Here is a 22,719-nt window from a genome sequence, read left to right on the forward strand (position 1 = left end):
CTCCCATGACAGTCAACGGTTGGCTACAGATCGCGCTGTATTGCGTTCTGCTCACGCTCCTGGTCAAGCCGCTAGGGGGCTACATGACGCGCGTCTTCGCCGGCGAGCGCACCCCGCTTTCGCCGCTGCTCAGGCCGCTGGAACGCGGCCTGTATCGCCTGTGCGGAGTCGATGATGCGGACGAACAGCACTGGATCACCTACGCCGTCGCGATGCTGGTATTCACCTTCGCCGGCTTCATCGTGCTGTACGCGCTGCAGCGGCTGCAGGCGGTGCTGCCGTTCAATCCGCAGCACCTGGACGCGGTGTCGCCGGATCTGGCGTTCAATACCTCGGTCAGTTTCGTAACGAACACAAACTGGCAGTCCTACGTGCCGGAAACCACCATGAGCTACCTGGTGCAGATGGCCGGGCTTACGGTGCATAACTTCGTCAGCGCCGCCACCGGCATCGCGCTGGCGTTGGCGCTGATCCGCGGGTTCTCGCGCCGTTCGGCGCAGAGTGTGGGCAATTTCTGGCTCGACCTGACGCGTTGCACGTTGTATATACTTTTGCCTATATGCATTGTGATCGGCCTGGTGATGGTGTGGCAAGGCGTGCCGCAGAACCTGTCCGCCTACACCGACGTCACCACGCTGCAGGGCGGCAAGCAGATCATCGCCCAAGGTCCGGTCGCCTCGCAGGAGGTGATCAAGATGCTGGGCACCAATGGCGGCGGCTTCTTCAACGCCAATTCCGCGCATCCGTTCGAGAACCCGACCGCGCTGACCAACCTGATTCAGATCCTGCTGATCTTCTCGATCGGCGCGGCGCTGACCAACGTGTTCGGCCGCATGGTGGGCGACCAGCGCCAGGGCTGGGCAATCTTCGCGGTGATGGGCGTGCTGTTCCTGGCCGGGGTCACGACCGCATACTGGTCGGAGGCCGCCGGCAATCCGATGTTCGCGCACCTGCCGGTCGATCAGACCGCCAGCGCACTGCAGGCGGGCGGCAACGCGGAGGGCAAGGAGGTCCGCTTCGGCATCGCCAATTCAGCGCTGTTCACCACGATCACCACCGATGCGTCCTGTGGCGCCGTCAACAACATGCATGACAGCCTGACGCCGCTGGCCGGCATGGTGCCGATGGTCAATATCATGCTGGGCGAGATCATCTTCGGCGGTGTCGGTTCCGGCTTGTATGGCATGCTGCTGTTCGTCATCGTGGCGATGTTCGTGGCCGGGCTGATGGTGGGGCGCACGCCGGAATACCTCGGCAAGAAACTCGAAGCCAAGGAGGTCAAGATGGCCATGCTCGGCATCCTGATCCTGCCGCTGTCGATGCTTGGTTTTACCGCCGTCGCGGTGGTGATCCAACCCGGGCTGAGCGCGCTGTCGAATGCCGGGCCGCACGGGTTTTCCGAGGCGCTTTATGCCTACACCTCGGCGACCGGCAACAACGGCAGCGCGTTCGCCGGGCTGTCGGCCAACACGCCGTTCTGGAACGCGACGCTGGGTATGGCGATGTTCATCGGCCGCTTCCTGATGATCATCCCGATGTTGGCCATCGCCGGGTCGCTGGCGGCGAAGAAGATCGTGCCGACATCGGCCGGCACCTTTCCGACCCACGGCGGGCTGTTCGTCGGCCTGGTGGTCGGCGTGATCCTGATCACCGGCGGGCTGACCTTCCTGCCTTCACTCGCGCTTGGGCCGGTCGTCGAGCATCTGTCGATGCACGCCGGCACCACTTTCTGAGGCATTTGAGATGGAAACCAGAACCCGCTCCCGCGACGCGAAATCCAGCCTGCTGGACACGTCCATCCTGCTGCCGGCGATCGGCCAGGCGTTCCGCAAACTCGACCCGCGAATGATGATCCGCAACCCGGTGATGTTCGTGGTGGAGATCGTCGCGACCCTGACAACGGTGATCTTCCTGCGCGACCTGCTGACCGGGGGGGCGCATATCGGCTTCACCTTCCAAATCATCCTGTGGCTGTGGATCACCGTGCTGTTCGCCAACCTGGCCGAAGCCGTTGCCGAGGGTCGCGGCAAGGCGCAGGCGGCCTCGCTGCGCAGCGCCCGCACCGACACCATGGCCAACCGGGTCACCGCGACGGGAACCGAAACCGTCGCCGCGCCGGATTTGCGGCAGAACGACCTCGTGCTGGTTGCCGCCGGCGACCTGATACCCAGTGACGGCGAGGTGGTCGAGGGCATCGCCTCGATCGACGAATCCGCCATCACCGGCGAATCCGCCCCGGTGATCCGCGAAAGCGGCGGCGACCGGTCGGCGGTGACCGGCGGCACGCGAGTGCTGTCGGACTGGATCAAGGTGCGCATCACCGCGGCGCAAGGGTCGACCTTCCTGGACCGGATGATCGCGCTGGTGGAGGGCGCCGAGCGGCAGAAGACACCGAACGAGATCGCGCTGAACATCCTGCTCGCCGGCCTGACGCTGATTTTCGTGTTTGCTGTCGCCACCATTCCCAGCTTCGCCACCTATGCCGGCGGGTCGATCTCGGTGGTCATCCTGGTGGCACTGTTCATCGCGCTGATCCCGACCACGATCGGGGCGCTGCTGTCGGCGATCGGCATCGCCGGCATGGATCGGCTGGTGCGGTTCAACGTGCTGGCGATGTCAGGCCGAGCGGTGGAGGCGGCGGGGGATGTGGATACGCTGCTGCTCGACAAGACCGGAACGATCACCTTGGGCAACCGCCAGGCGACCGAGTTCTTTCCGCTGTCCGGTGTCACTCCGGTCGAACTGGCCGATGCCGCGCAATTGTCCTCGCTGCCCGACGAGACGCCGGAGGGACGCTCGATCGTCGTGCTGGCGAAGGAGAAATACGACATCCGCGGGCGCGAGATGGCACCGATGGGCGCGCAGTTCGTTGCGTTCTCGGCGCAGACACGCTTGTCCGGCATCGACTTCGAGGGATCGTCGATCCGCAAGGGCGCGGTGGACGCGGTGCTGAACTGGGTCCGCTCGCCGCGCAATGGCGGGCAGAACGGCGGCGTGACCACCGCGGTGCGTCCCACCGTGTCCGACGCCTCGGTGAAGGAACTGACCGGCAAGGCGGAGGAAATCGCCAAGGCCGGCGGCACGCCACTGGCGGTCGCCAAGGACGGCAGGCTGCTCGGGGTGATCTACCTGAAGGACATCGTCAAGGGCGGCATCCGCGAGCGCTTCAGCGAACTGCGCCGGATGGGCATCCGCACGGTGATGATCACCGGCGACAATCCGTTGACCGCCGCGGCGATCGCCGCCGAGGCTGGGGTCGATGATTTCCTGGCGCAGGCGACGCCGGAAGCCAAGCTGAAGCTGATCCGCGACGAGCAGGCGCAAGGCAAGCTGGTGGCGATGTGCGGCGACGGCACCAACGACGCCCCTGCCCTGGCGCAGGCCGATGTCGGGGTGGCGATGAACACCGGCACCATGGCGGCGCGTGAGGCCGGCAACATGGTCGATCTCGACAGCGATCCGACCAAGCTGATCGAGATCGTGGAGATCGGCAAGCAGTTGCTGATGACTCGCGGCGCGCTGACCACGTTTTCGATCGCTAACGATGTCGCGAAGTATTTCGCCATGATCCCGGCGATGTTCATCGTGATCTATCCGCAGTTGCAGGCGCTGAACATCATGCGGCTGGGCAATCCACAGAGTGCTATCCTGTCGGCGATCATCTTCAACGCGCTGATCATTGTGGCACTGATTCCGCTGGCGCTGAAGGGCATTCCGTACCGCCCGATCGGCGCTGCCGCGCTGCTGCGGCGCAATCTGCTGATCTATGGGCTGGGAGGGATCGTTGCCCCGTTCATTGGCATCAAGCTGATCGATATGGCGGTGACGGCGATGGGGCTGGCTTAGCCAGAGGCCTTATCGGTCGTGGAATCTCAACACAGATACGCGCGGATTAATGCAGATGGGCACAGATTGGCAGGTAAGAATTCGGCGGCCTTTGTTCAGTCGATCCGTGTTTATCCGCGTGCATCCGCGTTAAAATTCTTTGCTTAGGACAACGACAATGCTCAAGCAAATTCGCCCAGCCATCGTGATGATCGTCTGCATGACGATCCTGACGGGGCTCGCCTACCCGCTGGCGATGACCGGGATTGCCCAGGTGGTCTTCCCGCACCAGGCCAATGGCAGCCTGATCGAGCGTGACGGCAAGGTCATCGGGTCCACCCTGATCGGGCAGAACTTCACCGGCGCGAACTACTTCCACGGCCGTCCGTCGGCCACCACGGACACCGATCCGAACGATGCCAGCAAGACCGTGCCGGCGCCTTACAACGCCGGCAATTCGGGTGGCTCGAACCTTGGGCCGACCTCGAAGGCGCTGCTGGACCGAGTGAGCGCGGATGCCGCCAAGCTGCAGGCCGAAAACCCCGGAACACCGGTGCCGATCGACCTGGTAACGACGTCGGCCAGCGGGCTCGACCCCGACATCTCGCCGGCCGCCGCGCTGTTCCAGGTGCCGCGCGTGGCGAAGGCGCGCAAGCTGCCCGAGGACCAGGTGCGCCAATTGGTGCTGGATCATGCGACCGGGCGTATCGCCGGGCTGATCGGCGAACCGCATGTCAACGTGCTAAGGTTGAACCTTGCCCTGGATGCGCTTAATCATTCTTGAGCCGGACCGGCGACCGTCGGCCGTTGTTCCCGGACCAGGCCTGAAACGGACAAGCCCTGAAACTGAAGAGCCCTGAAACGGACAAGCAATGGGCGATAGCGCGAATGGCGACCGGCGCCCCTCGCCGGAAGCGCTGCTGCGAGAGGCGGAGAAGTCACAGCGCGGCCGGCTGAAGATCTTCCTCGGCGCCGCGCCGGGTGTCGGCAAGACGTATGAGATGCTGTCCGCTGCGCAGCGGCGGCGGCGGGATAACGCGGACGTGGTGATCGGCGTGGTCGAGACCCACGGCCGAGCCGAGACCGAGGCGCTGACCGTCGGGCTGGAAACCATCCCGCGGAAGACCATCGCCTATCGTGAGCGCACGCTGACGGAGATGGATCTGGACGCCATCCTGGCGCGCCGTCCGCGCCTGGTGCTGGTCGATGAACTGGCGCACAGCAACGCGCCCGGCAGCCGCCACCCGAAGCGCTACCTTGACGTCGAGGAACTGCTATCAGCCGGCATCGACGTCTATACCACGCTGAACATCCAGCATGTCGAGAGCCTGAACGACGTGGTGGCTCGGATTACCCGCATCCGGGTGCGCGAGACCGTGCCCGATTCGGTGATCGAACGCGCCGACGACATCGAGTTGATCGACCTGACCCCCGAAGACCTGATCCAACGGCTGAAGGACGGCAAGGTCTATGTGCCGGCGCAGGCCGAACGCGCGGTGCGGCACTACTTCGCCGCCGGCAATCTGACGGCGCTGCGGGAACTGGCGTTGCGGCGCACCGCGCAGCGGGTCGACAACCAGATGGTCGACTACATGCGCAGCCACGCCATCGAGGGCCCGTGGGCCGCCGGGGAGCGCGTGCTGGTCTGCGTCCAGGGCGGCCGCAAGGCGACCGCCACGGTGCGCCATGCCAAGCGCCTCGCCGACCAGTTGCGGGCGCCATGGACCGCGATCAGCGTCGAGACCACCGGCGCGTCGCGAGCCAGCGTCGCCGAACAGGACAGCGTGGTGGCGGCGCTGCGGCTGGCGGAACGGCTGGGCGCGGAGCCGGTGCTGATCCCGGGCCAGGACGTCGCCGATTCGGTGATCGACTATGCCAGGGCCAACAATGTCACCCATCTGATCGTCGGCAAGTCGCAGCGCCCACGTTGGCGGCAGTTGCTGGGCGGCGCGATCACCCAGCGCCTGATCAATCGCGCCGGCGGCATCAATATCCACGTCATCGAGGTGCCGCCCGAACGCGCCGATGCGGAGCCAGCAACCCCTGCCGTCACCGCGGCCTCGGGGTTCGATCCCTGGCCGTTCGCGATCGCCACCCTGCTGGTGCTGGCGGCGGTGCCGATCGGGATCGCGTTGCGCGAATGGCTGGCAGTCACCAACACCGCGCTGGTGTTCCTGACGGCGGTGCTGATCGGTGCGGTGCTGGAGGGCCTGGGACCGTCGCTGCTGGCCTGCCTGGTGGCCATGCTGGCATACAACTTCTTCTTCCTGCCGCCGCTTTATACCTTCACCATCGCCGAACCCGACAACGTGGTGGCGCTGTTCTTCTTCGCCGTGGTCGCGGTGATCGCCAGCAACCTGGCTGCTCGGGTGCGCGGCCAGGCATTATCGGCCAGGCTGCGCGCGCGTCATACCGACGATCTGTATCAGTTCAGCCGCAAGCTGGCAGTGGCGGTGACGCTGGACGACCTGCTGTGGGCCACCGCGCACCAGATCGCGCTGATGCTGAAGGTGCGTGTGGTGCTACTGCTGCCTCCAGCGGAGGACAAGCTGACGGACAAGGCATCGGGCAGGCCGGCCGGGGCGGACGGTGGCGCGCGCGGCAGCATCGCGGTTCGGGCCGGGTTCCCGCCCGAGGACATGCTGGACGAAGCCGACCTCGCGGCCGCCAAATGGTCGTGGGAGAAGAACCATATCGCCGGCCGCGGATCGGACACGCTGCCGGGCGGCAAATGGCTGTTCCAGCCGTTGCGCACCGGCCGCGGCCCACTGGGCGTGGTCGGCATCATCCGCGACGAACCGGGCCCGTTGCTGACCCCGGATCAGCAGCGGCTGCTGGACGCGCTCGCGGATCAGGCCGCGCTGGCGATCGAGCGGGTGAATCTGGCGCGCGACCTGCACCTGGCGCGATTGCAAGTGGAGACCGACCGGCTGCGTTCGGCGCTGCTGACCTCGATCTCGCACGACCTGCGCACGCCGCTGGCCTCGATCTTGGGGTCTGCCAGCAGCCTGCGGTCGCAGGACGCCATGCTGGACGCGCCGACCAAGCAGGCGCTGCTCGGCACCATCATCGAGGAGTCCGACCGGCTGAACCGGTTCATCGGCAATCTGCTGGACATGACACGGCTGGAATCCGGCGCCCTCGCGCCGCGCACCGGGCTTGCCGAGTTGTCCGACGTGATCGGGTCGGCACTGCACCGCGCCGGCACCATCCTGGCGGCGCATCGTGTCAAGCTCGACCTGGAGGCTGATCTGCCGTTGCTGGCGCTGGATATGGTGCTGTTCGAGCAGGTGCTGTTCAACCTGCTGGACAACGCCGCCAAGCACGCGCCAGCGGGCAGCCTGATCACCATCGGCGCCAGCCACGACGGCGATACCGTGACGCTTCGCGTGACCGACGAAGGCGAGGGCATCCCGGCCGCGGAGCTGGAGCGGATTTTCGAGAAATTCCATCGTGCGGGCGGCGATCGCCGGCGCGCCGGAACCGGGCTGGGGCTGGCGATCTGCCGCGGTTTCGTCGAAGCCATGGGCGGCACGATATCAGCGCGCAACCGGAACGACCGTCCGGGTGCGGTGTTCATCATCACCCTGCCGGTCCCAATTGACACGCTACCCGCCGAGGCGGAAGGCGACCACACCATGACCGCCGCGCCATGACCTCGGGAACCGTCGCGCTGCGGGTTCTGGTGGTGGACGACGAGCCGGCGATCCGACGCTTTCTGCGGGCCGGGTTGTCCAGCCAGGGCTACGTCGTCACTGAAATCGAAGATGGGCTGCCGGCGGTCGATTTCGCGCGCCGCAAAGCCACCGACCTGATCGTGCTAGACCTCGGCCTGCCTGACATCGACGGCACCGAGGTGATCGGCCGCATCCGTGCCGCGGGGTCGGCGGTGCCGATCATCGTACTGTCCAGCCGCAGCGATGAGGCGGCGAAGGTCGATGCACTCGACCTGGGCGCCGACGACTTCGTCACCAAGCCATTCGGCATCGATGAGCTGCTGGCTCGGATCCGGGCGGCGCAACGCCATCGGCTGCAGCAGGAGGGCGAGACACCGATCTTCCGCGGCGGCGACCTGAGCGTCGATCTGGTGCGCCGTATCGTCACCGTGCGCGGCGAGGAGGTGAAGTTCTCGCCGCGCGAATACGCCGTGCTGCGGCTGCTGGTGCAGCACGCCGGCAAGGTCTTGACCCACAAGATGATCCTGCGCGAGGTGTGGGGCGGCGACACCGATGTGCAGTATCTGCGGATCTATGTGCGCGCGCTGCGGCAGAAAATTGAGGCTGACCCAGAGCGGCCTGTCCACATCCTGACGGAAACCGGGGTAGGCTACCGGTTACGGATCAACGATTAGGACGCCCGGGCTGAATGGACATCGCCGACCTGCTTACGCCTGACCGGATCGTCCTGGATGTCCGGGCCCGCGACAAGGCTCAACTGATGAGCGAAATCGGGCGGACCTTCCGGCGCCTGGTGCCGGCATTGCGGCCCGAAGCGGTGGAAACCGCGTTGCTGGCTCGGGAGCAGCTTGGATCGACTGGGCTTGGGGCCGGGTTCGCCCTGCCGCATGCCCGGCTGGAGGGCCTGCAGAGCTATCTCGGCCTGCTGGTGCGGCTGGCCAGGCCGATCGACTTCGATGCGATCGACGCCAAGCCGGTCCGGCTGGTGTTCGTGTTGCTGATCCCGGCTTCGGCGGAGGCGTCCCACGTCGCCGCGCTGGCTGCCATATCGCGGCGGTTCCGCGATCGGGAGCGGGTCGCGCGGCTGGTGAAGGCAGAAACGTCCGGGTTGGCATACGGAATCCTTACCGAGAATTAACCGTCCGGCTGCCTCGGGCCGCGGCATCGCACCCAATTGTGAGCCGAACCACCCGGCTCAGTGCCCAGTTACCTGCGGATCGGGGCGGAGGAATTCATGGATACATCCATCACGCGGCGCGGTGTCATGGCTGGCGGTGCGGCGTTGTCGTCACCGCTGGCGCGGGCCGATGAGGCGTCTCCGGCACTCGTTCATTCGCGCGATGCGGCGGCGACCACGCCGGTGACGCTGCGGGTGAACGGCGAGACCGTGCGCCTGATAGTCGATCACAGGACGTCGTTGCTGGATGCGTTGCGCGAATACGCCGGATTGACCGGGACCAAGAAGGGCTGCGACCGCGGCGCCTGCGGGGCCTGCACTGTTCATCTGGACGGGCGACGGGTGGTGTCGTGCCTGACACTGGCCTCGCGCTGCCAAGGCAAGGCGATCACCACCATCGAGGGCCTGGCCACCAGTCCCGCGCATCCGCATCCGGTACAGGCCGCGTTCATGCAGCACGACGCATTCCAGTGTGGTTACTGTACGCCCGGTCAGATCATGTCGGCGGCGGCGCTGATCAAGGAAGGCCATGCCGGCAGCGATGACCAGATCCGCGAGTGGATGAGCGGCAACATCTGCCGTTGCGGCGCCTACCCGAACATTGTCGCCGCCGTGCGGCAAGCGGCACGGGAGGGCTGAGCGATGCAGGCCTTCACCCTGGAAACCCCACCCGATGCCAGGAGCGCGATCTCCGCCGCGTATCGGGCGCGGGCAAAATATATTGCTGGCGGAACCGACCTGTTGCAACTGGCGAAGGATGATATCGAAACGCCGACCCGGCTAGTCGATCTTGAACCGCTTGGCATGGCGGGGATCCGCGCCAGCGCCGATGGGCTGCACCTGGAGCCGCTGGCCAGGATGAGCGACGTGGCGGCGCATCCCGACGTAGTGCGGGACTGGCCGGTGCTGTCGCAAGCGCTGCTGGCCTCGGCGTCGCCACAGATCCGCAACATGGCGACGATAGGCGGCAACCTGCTGCAGCGGACGCGGTGCGGCTATTTCCGCGATACTGGTTTCGCTTGCAACAAGCGGGTCCCGGGTTCGGGCTGTCCGGCGATCAACGGGGAAAACCGGATGCACGCCATCCTGGGCGGCAGCGAGCACTGCATCGCCACAAATTCGGGCGACATGGCGGTGGCGATGACGGTGCTGGATGCGCAACTGACGCTGACCGGCGCCGACGGCACGCGCAAGGTGGCGATCGGCGATTTCCATCGGCTTCCGGGCGATACACCGGATATCGAAACGGTTCTGCGGCCGGGAGAGATGATCACCGGGATCGATCTGCCGGCGTCGGCGATGGCGCGGCGCTCCCACTACCTGAAGGTGCGCGACCGAGCGAGTTTCGAGTTCGCGGTGGTGTCCGCGGCGGTGGCGCTGGACATCGATTCCGGCACCATTCGCACGGCTCGGGTTGCCGCCGGCGGGGTCGGCACCAAACCGTGGCGATTGCCCGAGGTGGAGGCGGCGCTGACCGGCAAGCCAGCCGATGCCGCCAGCCTGAAAGCGGCGGCCGAACAGTCGGGTGCCGGGGCGAAGCCGGCGCGGATGAACGGGTTCAAGCTGGTGCTGCTGCGCCGTTCGGTGCTGCGCGCGCTGCAAACCGTAGTGGCCTAAGGAGACGTCGATGGCGATGACCGAAGACATGATCGGCAGGCCGATCGACCGCATCGACGGGCATTTGAAGGTGACCGGCGCGGCCAGATACGCCGCCGAGTTCCGGGTTCCCGGCGTGGTCCACGCCGTGCTTGTGCAAAGCACCATCGCGGCCGGGTCGATTGCCGGCTTCGACCTTCGCGAGGCGCAGGGCATGCCGGGCGTGCTGGCGATCATCACACCGGACAATGCGGCCCGGCTGTCTCATCCCGACAAGGTGCCGCAGGCGATGGTCGGGCCGCTGTTGCAGAACAACGACGTCCTGTTCAACGGCCAGCACGTCGGCGTGGTGATTGCCGAGACGCTGGAGCAGGCCCAGGCGGCGGCGACCGCAGTGCGCGTCAATTACAGCCGCGGCGAGGCGAGCACCTCGATGGACGCCATGCTGGGGCAGGCGTATAAACCGAAGCACTTCCGCAACGGTCAGCGGCCGCCCGATTCCAATCGCGGCGATCCCGATGGCACATTCAACAGCGGTGCGGTGAAGCTCGACACGACCTATGTCACGCCGATCGAACACCACAATCCGATCGAGCCGCACGCCACCATCGCGGCCTGGAACGGCGACAAGCTGACGGTCTGGACCACGACGCAGGGGATTTCCGGCGCTCACGCGGCTTTGGCCGGTCAGTTCGGTATCGACAAGGCCGACGTGCGGGTGCTTTGCCCCTATCTGGGGGCCGGCTTTGGCTGCAAGGGCAACACCTGGCCGCCGGCGACCCTGGCGGCACTGGCGGCGCGCACCGTCAAACGACCGGTCAAGCTGGTGCTGACCCGGGCGCAGATGTTCACCTCCAACGGCTATCGGCCACGGACCATCCAGAAGCTGAAGATCTCTTCGGATATCAACGGGGCACTGGTCTCGATCCGGCACGACGGTTTCAGTTCAATGTCGCAGCCGTCTCTCGGGGAGTTCTGCGAACCGGTCGCGCTGGCGACCGAGATGCTGTATGCCTGTCCCAATGTCGCGGTGACGCACCGGCTGGTGGCGCTGAACGCGGCGCTGCCGACCTATATGCGGGCGCCGGGCGAAGCGTCGGGCGTGTTCGCGCTGGAATCGGCGATGGACGAGGTGGCTGTCGGGCTGAAGATGGACCCGATCGAGTTCCGTCTGCGCAACTACACCGAGACCGACCCGCACGAGAACAAGCCGTTCGCCAGCAAGGCGCTGCGGGCGTGTTACCAGCAAGGCGCCAAGGCGTTTGGCTGGGATAAGCGGTCGGCCGAGCCGCGTTCGATTCGAGATGGCAATATCTTGATCGGCTGGGGGTTTGCCACCAGCACCTATCCGACCAACCGGATGCCGTCCGCCGCCAAGGCTCGGATGGACCGCGACGGCAGCGTCGTGGTGCAGTGCGGAACCCAGGATATCGGCACCGGCACCTACACGGTGATGACGCAAGTGGCGTCGGAAACGCTTGGCGTCCCGATGCAGCGGATTCGTTTCGAGCTTGGTGATTCGAACCTGCCCCCTGCCCCGGTCTCCGGCGGATCGATGACCGTGGCCAGCGTTGCACCCAGCGTTCAGGCGGCGTGTCGGGCGCTGCTGGACAAGATCAAGGACCTGGCGCTGGCCGACGCCAATGCGGGTTGGCGCGGCCAGTCGCGTGATGCGCTGCGGATCAGCGATGGGCTGGTGATCGGTCCGGATCGCCGGGTGCCGATCTCGGCGCTGCTGGAGCGTGGCAATCGATCGTTCATCGAGGCCGAGGCCGCGACCCGGCCGGGCGAGGAAAAGCAGAAATTCTCGATGCACGCGTTCGGTGCGCAGTTTGCCGAGGTGCGGGTCGATCCCGACCTGGGCGAGATCCGGGTCAGCCGTTTCGTCGGTGCGTTCGACGCCGGCCACATCCTGAACGCCAAGACCGCCCGCAGCCAGTTGATCGGCGGCATCACCTACGGCATCGGCATGGCGCTGCTGGAGGAAACGCTGGTGGATGCCGAAACCGGGCGGATCGTCAACAGCAACGTGGCCGAGTATCTGATGCCGGTGAACGCCGACGTTCCCGATATCCAAGCCATCGTTGTGCCCAACGATGACACCAACTCCAACCCGCTGGGGGCGAAGGGCATCGGCGAGTTGCCGATGGTCGGTGTGGCTGCGGCGATCGCCAACGCGGTGTATCACGCTACGGGAGTGCGGGTTCGCAAGGTGCCGATCCGGATCGAGGACGTGCTGACCGAGGTCTGAGGGGCCTCGGTGCACGGGGTTGCCGGCGGTGGTGCGCCAACCGCCTAGTGTCGCCGCGCCGAATATGCCACAGTCGTCTTGTCCAAGTTACCAAGAGCAGGAACGCGCCGACGCGCGGATCATGCGAAAAAACGAACCGCTGTTGCGCCTCGGGCAGTCAGGCTGTCGGCGTTACAGCAGGCAAAAATAGATAGGGAGTGAAACGTGTCCGAAGAAAAGACCGGGCTGCCGCATTCACGTCGCGATTTTTTCGCAACCGCCACCGCAACGGCGGCAGCAGCGACAGCACTGCTGGGTGGGTTCGGCGCCAGTCCGGCGCTGGCCGCCGCGGTGGGGCGATCCGAGAAGCCACTGAAAGCCGCGTTCTCCAACGCCGGGTTGCAGGCGACCTGGTGCGCCCAGGGCAAGCAGGCGGCCGAGTACTGGGGCAAGCTTTATAACGTCGAGGTGACCTGGTTCGATGGCGAACTCGACGCGGTGAAGCAGCGCGCCGCGATCGACAACATGGCCTCGCAGAAATGGGATTTTGCCGCCATTCAGGCCTTCGGTATCGGCACACTGATCCAGCCGGTGCAAAAGATGATCGACGCGGGCATCCCGGTGATCGACATGGACACACTGATTGCCCCGCTCGACCAGATCAAGGTTCATGCCTTCCTGGCACCGGACAACATCTTCATGGGTTCGGCGGTGACCCAGGCGCTGGTCACCGCGATCGGCGGCAAGGGCAACGTCATCATGACGCAAGGCGCGCTAGGCCATACCGGCGCGCAGGGCCGGGCAAAGGGCTTTGAGGCGGTCGTCAAGCAATATCCGAACATCAAGGTGCTGGAAACCCAGCCGGCGGATTGGAGTGTTTCGAAGTCGGCTCAACTCTGGGAGACCTACCTTACCAAATATCCGAAGATCGACGCGGCGTTCTTCCACAACGACGACATGGCGCTGGCGGCCTACAACATCATGAAGGCGCATGACCGCACCAACATCCTGATCGGCGGTGTCGATGCCATGCCCGCGGCGATCAGCGCGGTCGCCGAGGGGCGGATGTTCGCCACTGTGCGCAATCCGTCCTGCCGCATCCATGGCGGCGCGATCGTCGCCGGAGTCGCGGCCTTGAATGGCGAGAAGACCGGCGAGGGCATTCCCCAGAACATCGTCGTCGACGGTCCGGTGGTGACCAAGAACAACGCGCCCGGCATGGCCTGGATGGAAGAGCACTTCCTGATCTGAGCGGCCACGGGATGACGGATCCATTGCGGTGAAGTATCTTTCAGGAACGTCCGTGCCGGCGCGGTCCGGCATCGTCGGCGGCGGGCTTTAAAATGGCCGTTGCATCGCTTGAACTCACCGGCATTTCAAAGTCCTTCGGCGGGGTCGAAGCGCTGCGCGATGTCGATTTCCTGCTGCGTTCCGGGGAAATTCACGGCCTGGTCGGGGAGAACGGGGCCGGCAAGTCGACCTTGATGAAAATCATCGCCGGCGTGCATGACGACTATGGCGGCGAATTTCGCCTCGACGGCCGGCCGGTCCGCTTCCGATCGACGCGCGACGCGCTCGCCGGCGGAATCGGCATGGTGCATCAGGAACTCAGCATCGCGCCGGATCTTTCGGTGGCGGAGAACGTCTTCCTTGGCGCCCAGCCGGTCAACGGCGCCGGCCTGGTGCAATGGGGCCGCATGGCGCGTGAGGCGCGTCGCCAGCTCGCCGGCCTCGGCATCGACATCGATCCGAGCGCGCGCATCGGCGACCTGCCGATCGGATTGCAGCAGATGGTGGAGCTGGCGCGCGTGCTGTTCTCCGGCGCGCGCATCATCATCCTCGACGAGCCGACCTCGGCGTTGTCGCCGCCGGAGGTTGAGCGCTTGTTCGCGGTGTTGCGGCGGTTGCGCGACGACGGCCGCTCGATCGTCTTCATCTCGCATTTCCTCGACGACATCCTGCGCGTGTCCGACACCATCACGGTGTTCCGCAACGGCCGCAGGATCGCCACCACGTCAACCGGCGAGACGGACAAGACCGCGCTGATCGAGCGCATGATCGGCGCCGGCCATCAGGAGCTGGGCGACAGCTACCGCAACGACATCAGGCTCGACAGCCGTCCAGATGCGCCGATCGTGCTGGAAACCGCGGCCCTATCGCTCGACCCCTTCTACCGCGACGTTTCGCTCACGGCGCGGGCGGGCGAGGTGCTGGGCATCTATGGTTTCATGGGATGCGGCCAGGTGGAGCTGGTGCGGACCCTGTTCGGCAAGCTGCGGCCCGATCGCGGTGTGTTGCGGCTGGCGGGCCGCGAGGTGCGATTTGCCAGCACGGCGGCGGCGTGCCGAGCCGGGATCGCGTTCGTTCCGGAAAGCCGGCGTTCGATGCTGTTTCTCGAAGAACCGATTTACAAGAACGTGTCGGTCAGCCTGCTCGGGCGGATTTCCCGCGTGCTGCTCAAGCCGGCCCGCGAGCAGGACATCGCGCGCACCCAGGTGAAGGCGCTGCAGATCCGGCCGCCCGATGTCGGCACGCGACTTGGGTCATTGTCGGGTGGCAACCAACAGAAGGTCGGGCTGGCGAAATGGCTGACCTTCCCGCCGCGGCTGCTGATCCTGTCGGAGCCGACGCGCGGCATGGATGTCGGAGCCAAGGAAGACGTCGTGAAGATCGTGCGCGGCCTGCGCGACCAGGGCCTTGCTGTCGTGGTCGCTTCAACCGAACCCGAAACGGTGCTGTCGCTCGCCGATCGGGTCATCGTGATGAAGAAGGGGGCTATCGTGCGCGAATTCGCTGACGAGATGATCAGCAAAGATCGCCTGTTGCAGGCGGCGTAGGGTGCGATGAACGTCTTGATGCCGAGCAGTCCGCGATGACCGCTGAAGGCGAGACGCATCGGGGCCGCGCCAGGCTTGGTTCGATACTGCGCAGCCAGATGCGCAACATCGCGCCGCTGATCACGCTGATCTGCCTGGTCGTGTTCTTCAGCGTGGCAAGTTCCTCTTTCGCAACGCTGGATAATGTCGGCAATATCCTGACCCAGGTCTCGGTGACGGGGATCATCGCGGTCGGACTGACGTTCGTCATTCTGTGCGCCGAGATCGACCTTTCCGTTGCCGGCATCGCCAATGCCACCGGCATCGTCGTTGCCTATTTCACCGCGCAGGATTCCTATGTGAACATCGCCAACCTGCCGCTGCCCGGCGCGGTGGCGATCGGACTGGCGCTTTTGGCCTGCGCCCTGCTGGGCCTGGTGAATGCGCTTGGTGTCACCTTGATCGGCATTCCGTCCTTCATCATGACGCTTGCCATGATGCAGATCGCCGCCGGCGTTTCGGCGCTGCTGGTGCGCGGCCAGATCGCCTACAAGGTGCCCGATCTGATCGCCACGCTGGGGTCGAGATCACTGGGCGGCGTGCCATGGATCGTGATCGTCGCCGCGATCTTGCTGCTGGCGGCCCATCTCGTGCTGACCTACACGCGCTTTGGCCGCTACGTCTACATCGTCGGCGGCAACCGCGAGGCGGCCGAATATTCCGGCATCAACGTCAAGCTGATCATCAACGCGGTCATGGTGATCTCAGGCGTGTGTTCCGGGATCGCGGGGATGCTGGGCGTGGCCCATTTCGGTTCGGCCCAACAGAACGAGTTCGACACCTACCTTCTGGATGCGATCGCCGCGGTGGTGGTCGGCGGCACCAGTCTGTTCGGTGGGCGCGGCGGCATCGGCAACACATTGGTCGGTTTGTTTGTGCTCGGTGTGCTGAACAATGGCCTCGACCATGTCAACAACATCGACAGCTTCCTGAAGATCCTGATCCGGGGACTGATCCTGCTCGCCGCGCTGGTGATCAATGTCTACGCGCAGCGTCTGCGCGCCACGGCCGAGGATTGAAGCGCTCTCCGGTCAGACCGCCGGACGGCGTGCGGCCCATTCGCGCCACAGCAGCATCAGCGCCGCCATGATCGCCGGGCCCAGGAACAGGCCGAGCAGCCCCCAGGTCTCCACACCGCCCAGGATACCCAGCAGCACCCACAGGAAGGGCAGCCGGGTGGCGCTGCCGATCAGCGTTGGGCGGATGAAGTGATCGGCGACAAACGTCACCACCATGCCGGCGGCGCCGATGATGATGGCGGAGGCCACCGATCCCTGGATCAGCAAGATCAGCGCCGCGATGCCGAACACCACCGCCGCGCCGAACGGCACCATCGCGGCGATCGCGGTGAACAGGCCGAACAGAGTGGGGTGCGGCACGCCAAGGATCAGGTAGCCGATGCCCAGGATGAAGCCCTCACCCAGGCCGACCAGCACGAGGCCGTCGACGGTGCCGTGGACCGAGGCGATCATCTGCCGGCCGATTCGTTCGCCGGCCGGTCCGAACGCCCGCGCGCTGGCGCGTTGCAACTGGTTGCCGAGGCCCTCGCCGTCCTTGAACAGGAAGAACAGGGTCAGCAGCATGAAGCCGAACAGCACCGCGCGATGGGCGATGTCGGCGCCGATCTGCCCGCTGTTCGATACCAGTTGCGACTGGCGGGCACGGCGCAACAATTCGTTGGCGGACTCCGCGTCGGCCAGGTTCGCCTGCCACCAGTCGGTGGCTTGCCGGGCGCCGATCGGAAGATGGCCAAGCCATTCCGGCGGTGGAATGCCGCCCGAGCGGGCCTGGGCGATGCTGTCGAGCACGCCGTGCACCTCCCTGCCGGCCTGCACGGCAACCAGCACCAGGGGCACCAGGAACAGCAGCGCGATCAGCACGGTGAACACTGACGGCAGCAGGATGTTGTGCTTGCCCGGCGGCCAGCGGCGGGTGGCGCGCTGGTAGAGCGGCCAGACTGCGATCGCCAGGATGGCGGCCCAGATCAGTGCCGGCACGTAGCGGTGCAGCGTCCACAGCCCGAGACCGATGAGCAACATGGCCAGCGCGGCCCTGGCGCCCTGTTGGGGGCCGGAGGCACTCGCCGGGGCGCGGTCTGGCGCGACACCGCCCTGCTCGGGGTTTTGCGTGGCGGCGGCCTGGTCGGTGCTTGGCCCCATGATGTCCCGGTTCATTGCGGGCGGCCTCCTGGCGGGTATGGCGGCAACGATCGGTCGCGCTGGAATGGCCGGACGGTCAGGCGCTGGGTCATCACCACCGCGCCGATCACCACCAGCGCCAACGCGGCGAGCCAGCGACCGAGCGGAACCGGATAGGCGTCGTACGGACGCCAGACCAGGATCAGGTAGACCGCGGTCACAATCAACAGCGCGCCGAATCCGCGATGCCCGCGCTGCGATGCCAGCACGGCCAGCACGGCGAACACCACGTAGATCGCGATGGCCAGCGCTCGGACCACGCTGTAGGTCTGCGCCCCCAGCATCGCCACCAGGCCGCGGAACGCTCCGTCGATCGCGTTGTAGAGGTTGAGGCAGGCGTCGAGGAACCGGTCGGGACCGACCAAGTACAGTGCCACCGCCAGCACCAGGCCGCCGACCCAGATCATCAGGATGCTTTCTCGCCGCACGATACCGCCTTGTCAGCAATTGCGATGCAGCTTGTAACGCAGACAGCGGCGGATCGCACCTCCGGCTGATGGCAACGTGACGTGGGCCAGTGCGGCGCCGGGCTCTTGCACTTATGGCAGTACTGGCGAAACTCGTTCCCCAGGCGGCAGCGACCGCGGAGGGGAAACGCAGATCCGATCCTGAGGGGAGCCCCGCCAATGCCAGATGACGCCGCCAGCACCGCCAGCAACCTGCATGACCTTTCAATCGCCGAAGCAGCGCGATTGATCGAACGCCGGCAACTGTCTCCGGTTGAGCTGACGCAGGCTTATCTGCAACGGATCGAGGCGTACGACGCGCAGTTGAACGCCTACCTTCTGGTTACCGCGGATCGTGCGCTGGAGGCGGCGCATACCGCCGAGGCGGAGATCAGCGCCGGCCATTGCCGCGGCCCGATGCATGGAATCCCGTTCGCGTTGAAGGACATCTATTGCGCCGCGGGTATCCGCACCACGTGCCACTCCCGCACGCGGGCGGATTACGTGCCGGGTTTCGATGCCACGACGGTCGCCAAACTTTACCAGGGCGGCGCGGTGTTGCTGGGGAAACTTTCGACCCACGAGTTTGCCCATGGCGGCCCGTCGTTCGACCTGCCATGGCCGGCGGCGCGCAATCCCTGGAACCTCGAGCACTTCACCGGCGGGTCGTCGAGCGGGTCCGGTGCGTCCGTGGCGGCGGGGTTGGCGCCGGGGGCGCTGGGATCGGACACCGGGGGGTCGATCCGCAATCCGGCCGCTCTGTGCGGCCTGGTTGGACTGAAGCCAACCTACGGCCTGGTCAGCCGGTCCGGGGTCTACACCAACAGTTTCAGCTATGACCATGCCGGGCCGATGACCTGGACGGTCGAGGACTGCGCGATCATGCTGCAGGCAATCGCCGGGCACGACCTCAAGGATCCAGCCAGCGCCAGCCGCGCGGTGCCGGATTATCGAGCCGGGCTGGCCGAGGGGGTTAAGGACCTAAGGATCGGTGTGCTGCGGCACCTTTACGAGCAGGACGTTCCGGTCCCGGCGGCGCTGAAAACGGCGCTGGAGCAGGCCTACGACGTATTGCGCGGTCTCGGCGCCACGATCGAGGACGTCCGCATCCGGCCGGCCGCCGATTATCATGCGGTAAAGATCACCGGCGCCGAGAGTGAACTGCTCGCGGTGCATGAACCGGTGCTGCGCCAACGGCTGCAGGATTTCGGCGCCGATTTCCTCGGCCGGGTGCTGGGGGCGCTGCTGATCAGCGGGGCCGACTACATGCAGGCGTCGCGGCAGCGGCGGGTAATGATCGACGAAATGGCGCCGCTGTACGATCGATACGATGTGCTGTTGACCGCGGGTCCCGGCCCGGCGGCTCGATTGGACGCTTGGCGGACGATCAATTTCTGGCAGCGTAACTCGGTGACCACGCCGTTCAACGTGACGGGTGGCCCGGCGCTGGTGCAGTGCATCGGCTTCACCGACGACGGACTGCCGCTGTCGATGCAGGTGGTCGGCCGCCCATTCGCGGAGGCCATGGTGTTGCGGGTGGCGAAGGCATACGAGGATGCGACGCCGTGGCGCCGCCGCCGGCCGGTGCTGAATGCCGGCGCCGCCCCGCTGGCCGCGCCGCCGGTGCCGCCGCCAGAGAAATCCGACATCAGCGGGGCACGACGCGACGAGATTGCGACGTTGTGCAAGCGTCGGGGGCTGAGCGTTCCCGAACCGCATTTCGAACAGTTGTGCGCGGCCGTGCCCTACGTGGAGGAGATGGTTGGCCACCTGGGGCGGTCCTGGAAATTCACTGATGAACCGGCCAGCGTGTTCCAGTTTGGCGGCTAGGCGGTCCAGGGGTTGATGAGCGGAACGTTCAGGTCGGCGAAATGGCTGGTATTGCGGGTGGCGAGCGACGCTCGCATGACCACGGCGATGCCTGCGATCATGGTATCGCGCACCTCTCCGGAACGGCCTTCACGTCGGCGTTCCGCTGCGATCGCGGCGGTCACCCTGGCTGCCGCACCGTCGAAACTTGCGATACGATCCCCGATCTTCTCCTTGATCAGGCGATCCAGTGCAATGGTCAAGGCGGATCGGCGGCGACCCGGCGGGAGTATTTGGACGCCTTGATGCAACTCCATGACCGTAATCGCCGTAATCCAAATCGTCTGACGGTCCTGGCCGTCCAGCCACCGGACGACCGCCGGAAATGGCGCGTCCCGCATCATTTCCGAGGTGACGTTGGTATCCAGTATCAGCATTCGTCGAACGTCCAGGGCTCGATGACTTCACCGCCGATTTCCGGGATTTGTTCTCCGTCGCGCAGGCCTATTCCCTTGAAAAGGGCCGCGATCTCGGTTCCAAGTCCGCCTCGCGGCCGCGCGGACAAGGCCACCGCCTGGCGCAGGATCGCCCGCACCTCCTCCTCCATGCTGCGCCCGTGCTGGGCCGCCAGCACGCGCAGCTTGGCCTTGACGTCGTCATCGAGATTGCGAACCAGGAGCTGTGCCATGATCGATCCCTCAGCGGTGCTATCGATGATAGCATAATGCCGCTGTGGATGCCATCCGCTTTATATCGCCCAGTCCGCCAACCGTGCCGAGGACCCTAATGCAGCCTGCCCGTCTTGCCGTCGATATCGGCGGCACGTTCACCGATCTCGCGCTCGAAGCCGGCGGCAGGCGCACGACCGCCAAGGTGCTGACCACGCAAGGCGCTCCCGAACGGGGCGTCATGGAAGGGTTCCGCGGCATCATCGCGGCGGCCGGCGTGGCGCCCGCCGACATCGAGCTGATCATCCACGGCACCACCCTAGCGACCAATTCGATCATCGAGCGCAAAGGCGCCCGCACTGCGCTGATAACCACCGAAGGGTTTCGCGACGTCATCGCGATGGGCAACGAAAGCCGTTACGATCAGTACGATTTGAACATCGTGCTGCCGGAACCGCTGGTGCCACGCCATCTGCGCCTGCCGGTCGGCGAACGTCTGGACAACATCGGCGCTGTCCTGCGCCCGCTGGACGAGGCCGCGGTGCATGCGCTGATCCCGCTGCTGAAGCAGGAACGGGTTGAGAGCATCGCCATCGGCCTGCTACACGCCTTCGTCAATCCGGTGCACGAACGGCGCATCCAGGCGATCCTGCACGACGCGCTGCCGGAGGTTCCGGTGTCGCTGTCGTCGGAGGTCTCGCCCGAGATGCGGGAATGGGAGCGGTTTTCCACCACCGTCGCCAATGCCTACGTGCAACCGATGATGGCGCGCTACCTGCGCCGGCTGGAGGCCGACCTGCACGAAGCGGGTGCCACCGCGCCGTTGTTCCTGATGATGTCGGGCGGCGGCCTGACGACGATCGACACCGCCTGCCGGTTTCCGATCCGCCTGGTGGAGAGTGGGCCAGCCGGGGGCGCCATCTTCTCGGCCCATATCGCCCGCGAGTGCGGTCTGGACAGCGTGCTGTCATTCGACATGGGGGGCACCACAGCGAAGATCTGCCTGATCGACGACTTCAAACCGCAGACCGCCCGCACCTTCGAGGTCGCCAGAGTCGGCCGTTTCCGCAAGGGCTCGGGTCTGCCGTTGCGGATTCCGGTGATCGAGATGGTCGAGATCGGCGCCGGCGGCGGGTCGCTGGCGCATGTCGATACGATGGGCCGGATCGCGGTCGGGCCGGAAAGTGCCGGCGCCGATCCGGGGCCGGCGTGCTACGGACGTGGTGGCATCCATCCCGCCGTCACCGACGCCAACCTGTCGCTGGGTCGTTACGACCCCGAGAGATTTGCCGGCGGCGTCATGCAACTGGACGTGGCAGCGGCGCGCGATGCACTAGCGGCGGATGTCGGAACCACACTGGCGCTGACAGCGGAGCTTGCAGCGCTCGGTGTGGTGGAAATGGTCGATGAGAACATGGCGAACGCCGCGCGCGTGCATGCCATTGAATCTGGGAAAACCTATGCCGGGCGCACGTTGATCGCGTTCGGCGGCGGCGGCCCGGTGCATGCCTGCCGGGTGGCGGAGAAGATCGGCATCGACCGCGTGCTGGTGCCCTTGGGCGCCGGTGTCGGCAGTGCCATCGGTTTTCTGCGTGCTCCGGTCGGCTACGAGGTCGTGCGCAGCCTGTATCAGCGGTTTTCCAGCTTCGACGTGGCGGCGGTGAACGAACTTCTGGAGGAGATGGGGCGGCAGGCCGAGGCCGCCGTGGCGCAAGGCAGTTTCGGCGCGGCGGTGGTGCAAACCCGCACCGCCTATATGCGCTATGTCGGGCAGGGCCACGAAATCCCGGTGCCCCTGCCGAACGACGTCCTGGGTGCAGCGGACGTGGCGCTGATCCGTGCCCGTTACGATACCGAATATGCCAGGTTTTTCGATCGCCCGGTGCCCGGATCGGACGTCGAGATCATGAGCTATGCCGTGGTGGTCAGCACGGTGACCGATGATGTCGAACCGGTACCGCGGCCGGAAAACATGGCGACGACCGACGCCACGCCGGTCGCCACCCGGCCGGTGCGCGACACCACCACCGGCGAGGTAACGCCATGGGCGATGCACGACCGCGCCGCGCTGCCGCCATGGGCCAGGATCAGCGGTCCGGCGATCGTGGCCGAGGATGAAACTTCGACCCTGATCGGTCCCGGATGGTCGGCGACGGTAAACGATTTGGGGTATATCGAGATGGTGCGGACAGGCTGACGCGAGTGTGGTTCAGTGGA

Annotated in this window: 18 protein-coding genes; 14 read left to right on the forward strand and 4 right to left on the reverse strand. The window is 65.9% G+C overall.

Annotated elements, in window-relative coordinates:
• Positions 1–5 precede the first annotated feature (5 nt).
• The 12 genes from kdpA (at position 6) to ACQY4T_RS18700 (ending at position 16,400) form a co-directional block, all read left to right on the forward strand.
• Positions 6–1,733, forward strand: coding sequence for a potassium-transporting ATPase subunit KdpA (gene kdpA, locus ACQY4T_RS18645; RefSeq protein WP_428533773.1), 1,728 nt, complete (start codon positions 6–8; stop codon positions 1,731–1,733).
• Between the two features lie 10 nt (positions 1,734–1,743).
• Entirely contained in the window at positions 1,744–3,846 is a 2,103-nt protein-coding gene (gene kdpB, locus ACQY4T_RS18650) for a potassium-transporting ATPase subunit KdpB (protein WP_428533775.1), read from the forward strand.
• A 157-nt stretch (positions 3,847–4,003) separates the two neighbouring features.
• Positions 4,004–4,609 carry a K(+)-transporting ATPase subunit C gene (locus ACQY4T_RS18655; protein WP_428533777.1) on the forward strand — a complete coding sequence of 202 codons (606 nt, stop codon included), beginning with the start codon at positions 4,004–4,006 and terminating at the stop codon, positions 4,607–4,609.
• Between the two features lie 88 nt (positions 4,610–4,697).
• A complete protein-coding gene (locus ACQY4T_RS18660) occupies positions 4,698–7,481 on the forward strand; it encodes an ATP-binding protein (protein ID WP_428533779.1) in 2,784 nt (927 codons plus the stop codon).
• Positions 7,478–8,176, forward strand: a complete 699-nt coding sequence (locus ACQY4T_RS18665; protein WP_428533781.1) for a response regulator — start codon at positions 7,478–7,480, stop codon at positions 8,174–8,176. The genes ACQY4T_RS18660 and ACQY4T_RS18665 overlap by 4 nt, the downstream gene beginning before the upstream one ends.
• 14 nt (positions 8,177–8,190) lie before the next feature.
• A complete protein-coding gene (locus tag ACQY4T_RS18670; protein ID WP_428533783.1) occupies positions 8,191–8,640 on the forward strand; it encodes a PTS sugar transporter subunit IIA in 450 nt (149 codons plus the stop codon).
• 96 nt (positions 8,641–8,736) lie between these two features.
• Complete coding sequence (locus tag ACQY4T_RS18675; protein WP_428533785.1) at positions 8,737–9,318, forward strand: (2Fe-2S)-binding protein; 582 nt, start codon at positions 8,737–8,739, stop codon at positions 9,316–9,318.
• A 3-nt stretch (positions 9,319–9,321) separates the two neighbouring features.
• Complete coding sequence (locus ACQY4T_RS18680) at positions 9,322–10,296, forward strand: FAD binding domain-containing protein (protein ID WP_428533787.1); 975 nt, start codon at positions 9,322–9,324, stop codon at positions 10,294–10,296.
• Between the two features lie 10 nt (positions 10,297–10,306).
• Positions 10,307–12,526, forward strand: a complete 2,220-nt coding sequence (locus ACQY4T_RS18685) for a xanthine dehydrogenase family protein molybdopterin-binding subunit (RefSeq protein WP_428533789.1) — start codon at positions 10,307–10,309, stop codon at positions 12,524–12,526.
• A gap of 204 nt (positions 12,527–12,730) precedes the next feature.
• The gene (locus ACQY4T_RS18690; RefSeq protein WP_428533791.1) at positions 12,731–13,756 is read left to right on the forward strand and encodes a sugar ABC transporter substrate-binding protein; all 1,026 of its coding nucleotides are present in this window, start codon (positions 12,731–12,733) and stop codon (positions 13,754–13,756) included.
• 92 nt (positions 13,757–13,848) lie between these two features.
• Complete coding sequence (locus ACQY4T_RS18695) at positions 13,849–15,342, forward strand: sugar ABC transporter ATP-binding protein (RefSeq protein WP_428533793.1); 1,494 nt, start codon at positions 13,849–13,851, stop codon at positions 15,340–15,342.
• A gap of 35 nt (positions 15,343–15,377) precedes the next feature.
• Complete coding sequence (locus ACQY4T_RS18700; RefSeq protein ID WP_428533795.1) at positions 15,378–16,400, forward strand: ABC transporter permease; 1,023 nt, start codon at positions 15,378–15,380, stop codon at positions 16,398–16,400.
• Positions 16,401–16,412: 12 nt separating this feature from the next.
• Here ACQY4T_RS18700 and ACQY4T_RS18705 read toward each other — a convergent pair whose 3' ends face one another.
• Both ACQY4T_RS18705 and ACQY4T_RS18710 read right to left on the reverse strand, forming a co-directional pair.
• On the reverse strand, positions 16,413–17,555 hold the full coding sequence (locus ACQY4T_RS18705) for an AI-2E family transporter (RefSeq protein WP_428533797.1): 1,143 nt from the start codon (positions 17,553–17,555) through the stop codon (positions 16,413–16,415).
• Entirely contained in the window at positions 17,552–18,007 is a 456-nt protein-coding gene (locus ACQY4T_RS18710) for a hypothetical protein (RefSeq protein WP_428533799.1), read from the reverse strand. The genes ACQY4T_RS18705 and ACQY4T_RS18710 overlap by 4 nt, the downstream gene beginning before the upstream one ends.
• Before the next feature lie 198 nt (positions 18,008–18,205).
• Here ACQY4T_RS18710 and ACQY4T_RS18715 point away from each other — a divergent pair, with 198 nt between their 5' ends.
• Positions 18,206–19,855: an amidase gene (locus tag ACQY4T_RS18715; RefSeq protein ID WP_428533801.1), complete on the forward strand. Its 1,650-nt coding sequence runs from the start codon at positions 18,206–18,208 to the stop codon at positions 19,853–19,855.
• On the opposite strand, the gene ACQY4T_RS18720 is transcribed toward ACQY4T_RS18715, so the two are convergent.
• Both ACQY4T_RS18720 and ACQY4T_RS18725 read right to left on the reverse strand, forming a co-directional pair.
• On the reverse strand, positions 19,852–20,271 hold the full coding sequence (locus tag ACQY4T_RS18720) for a type II toxin-antitoxin system VapC family toxin (protein ID WP_428533803.1): 420 nt from the start codon (positions 20,269–20,271) through the stop codon (positions 19,852–19,854). The two genes, ACQY4T_RS18715 and ACQY4T_RS18720, sit on opposite strands and share 4 nt — an antisense overlap.
• Complete coding sequence (locus ACQY4T_RS18725; RefSeq protein ID WP_428533805.1) at positions 20,265–20,522, reverse strand: FitA-like ribbon-helix-helix domain-containing protein; 258 nt, start codon at positions 20,520–20,522, stop codon at positions 20,265–20,267. Before ACQY4T_RS18725 ends, ACQY4T_RS18720 begins: the two co-directional genes overlap by 7 nt.
• A gap of 98 nt (positions 20,523–20,620) precedes the next feature.
• On the opposite strand from ACQY4T_RS18725, the gene ACQY4T_RS18730 reads away from it, so the two are divergent.
• Positions 20,621–22,699: a hydantoinase/oxoprolinase family protein gene (locus ACQY4T_RS18730; RefSeq protein WP_428533807.1), complete on the forward strand. Its 2,079-nt coding sequence runs from the start codon at positions 20,621–20,623 to the stop codon at positions 22,697–22,699.
• Positions 22,700–22,719: the final 20 nt, after the last annotated feature.

It is taken from the genome of Rhodopila sp. (assembly GCF_965277825.1).
Classification (GTDB): domain Bacteria; phylum Pseudomonadota; class Alphaproteobacteria; order Acetobacterales; family Acetobacteraceae; genus Rhodopila.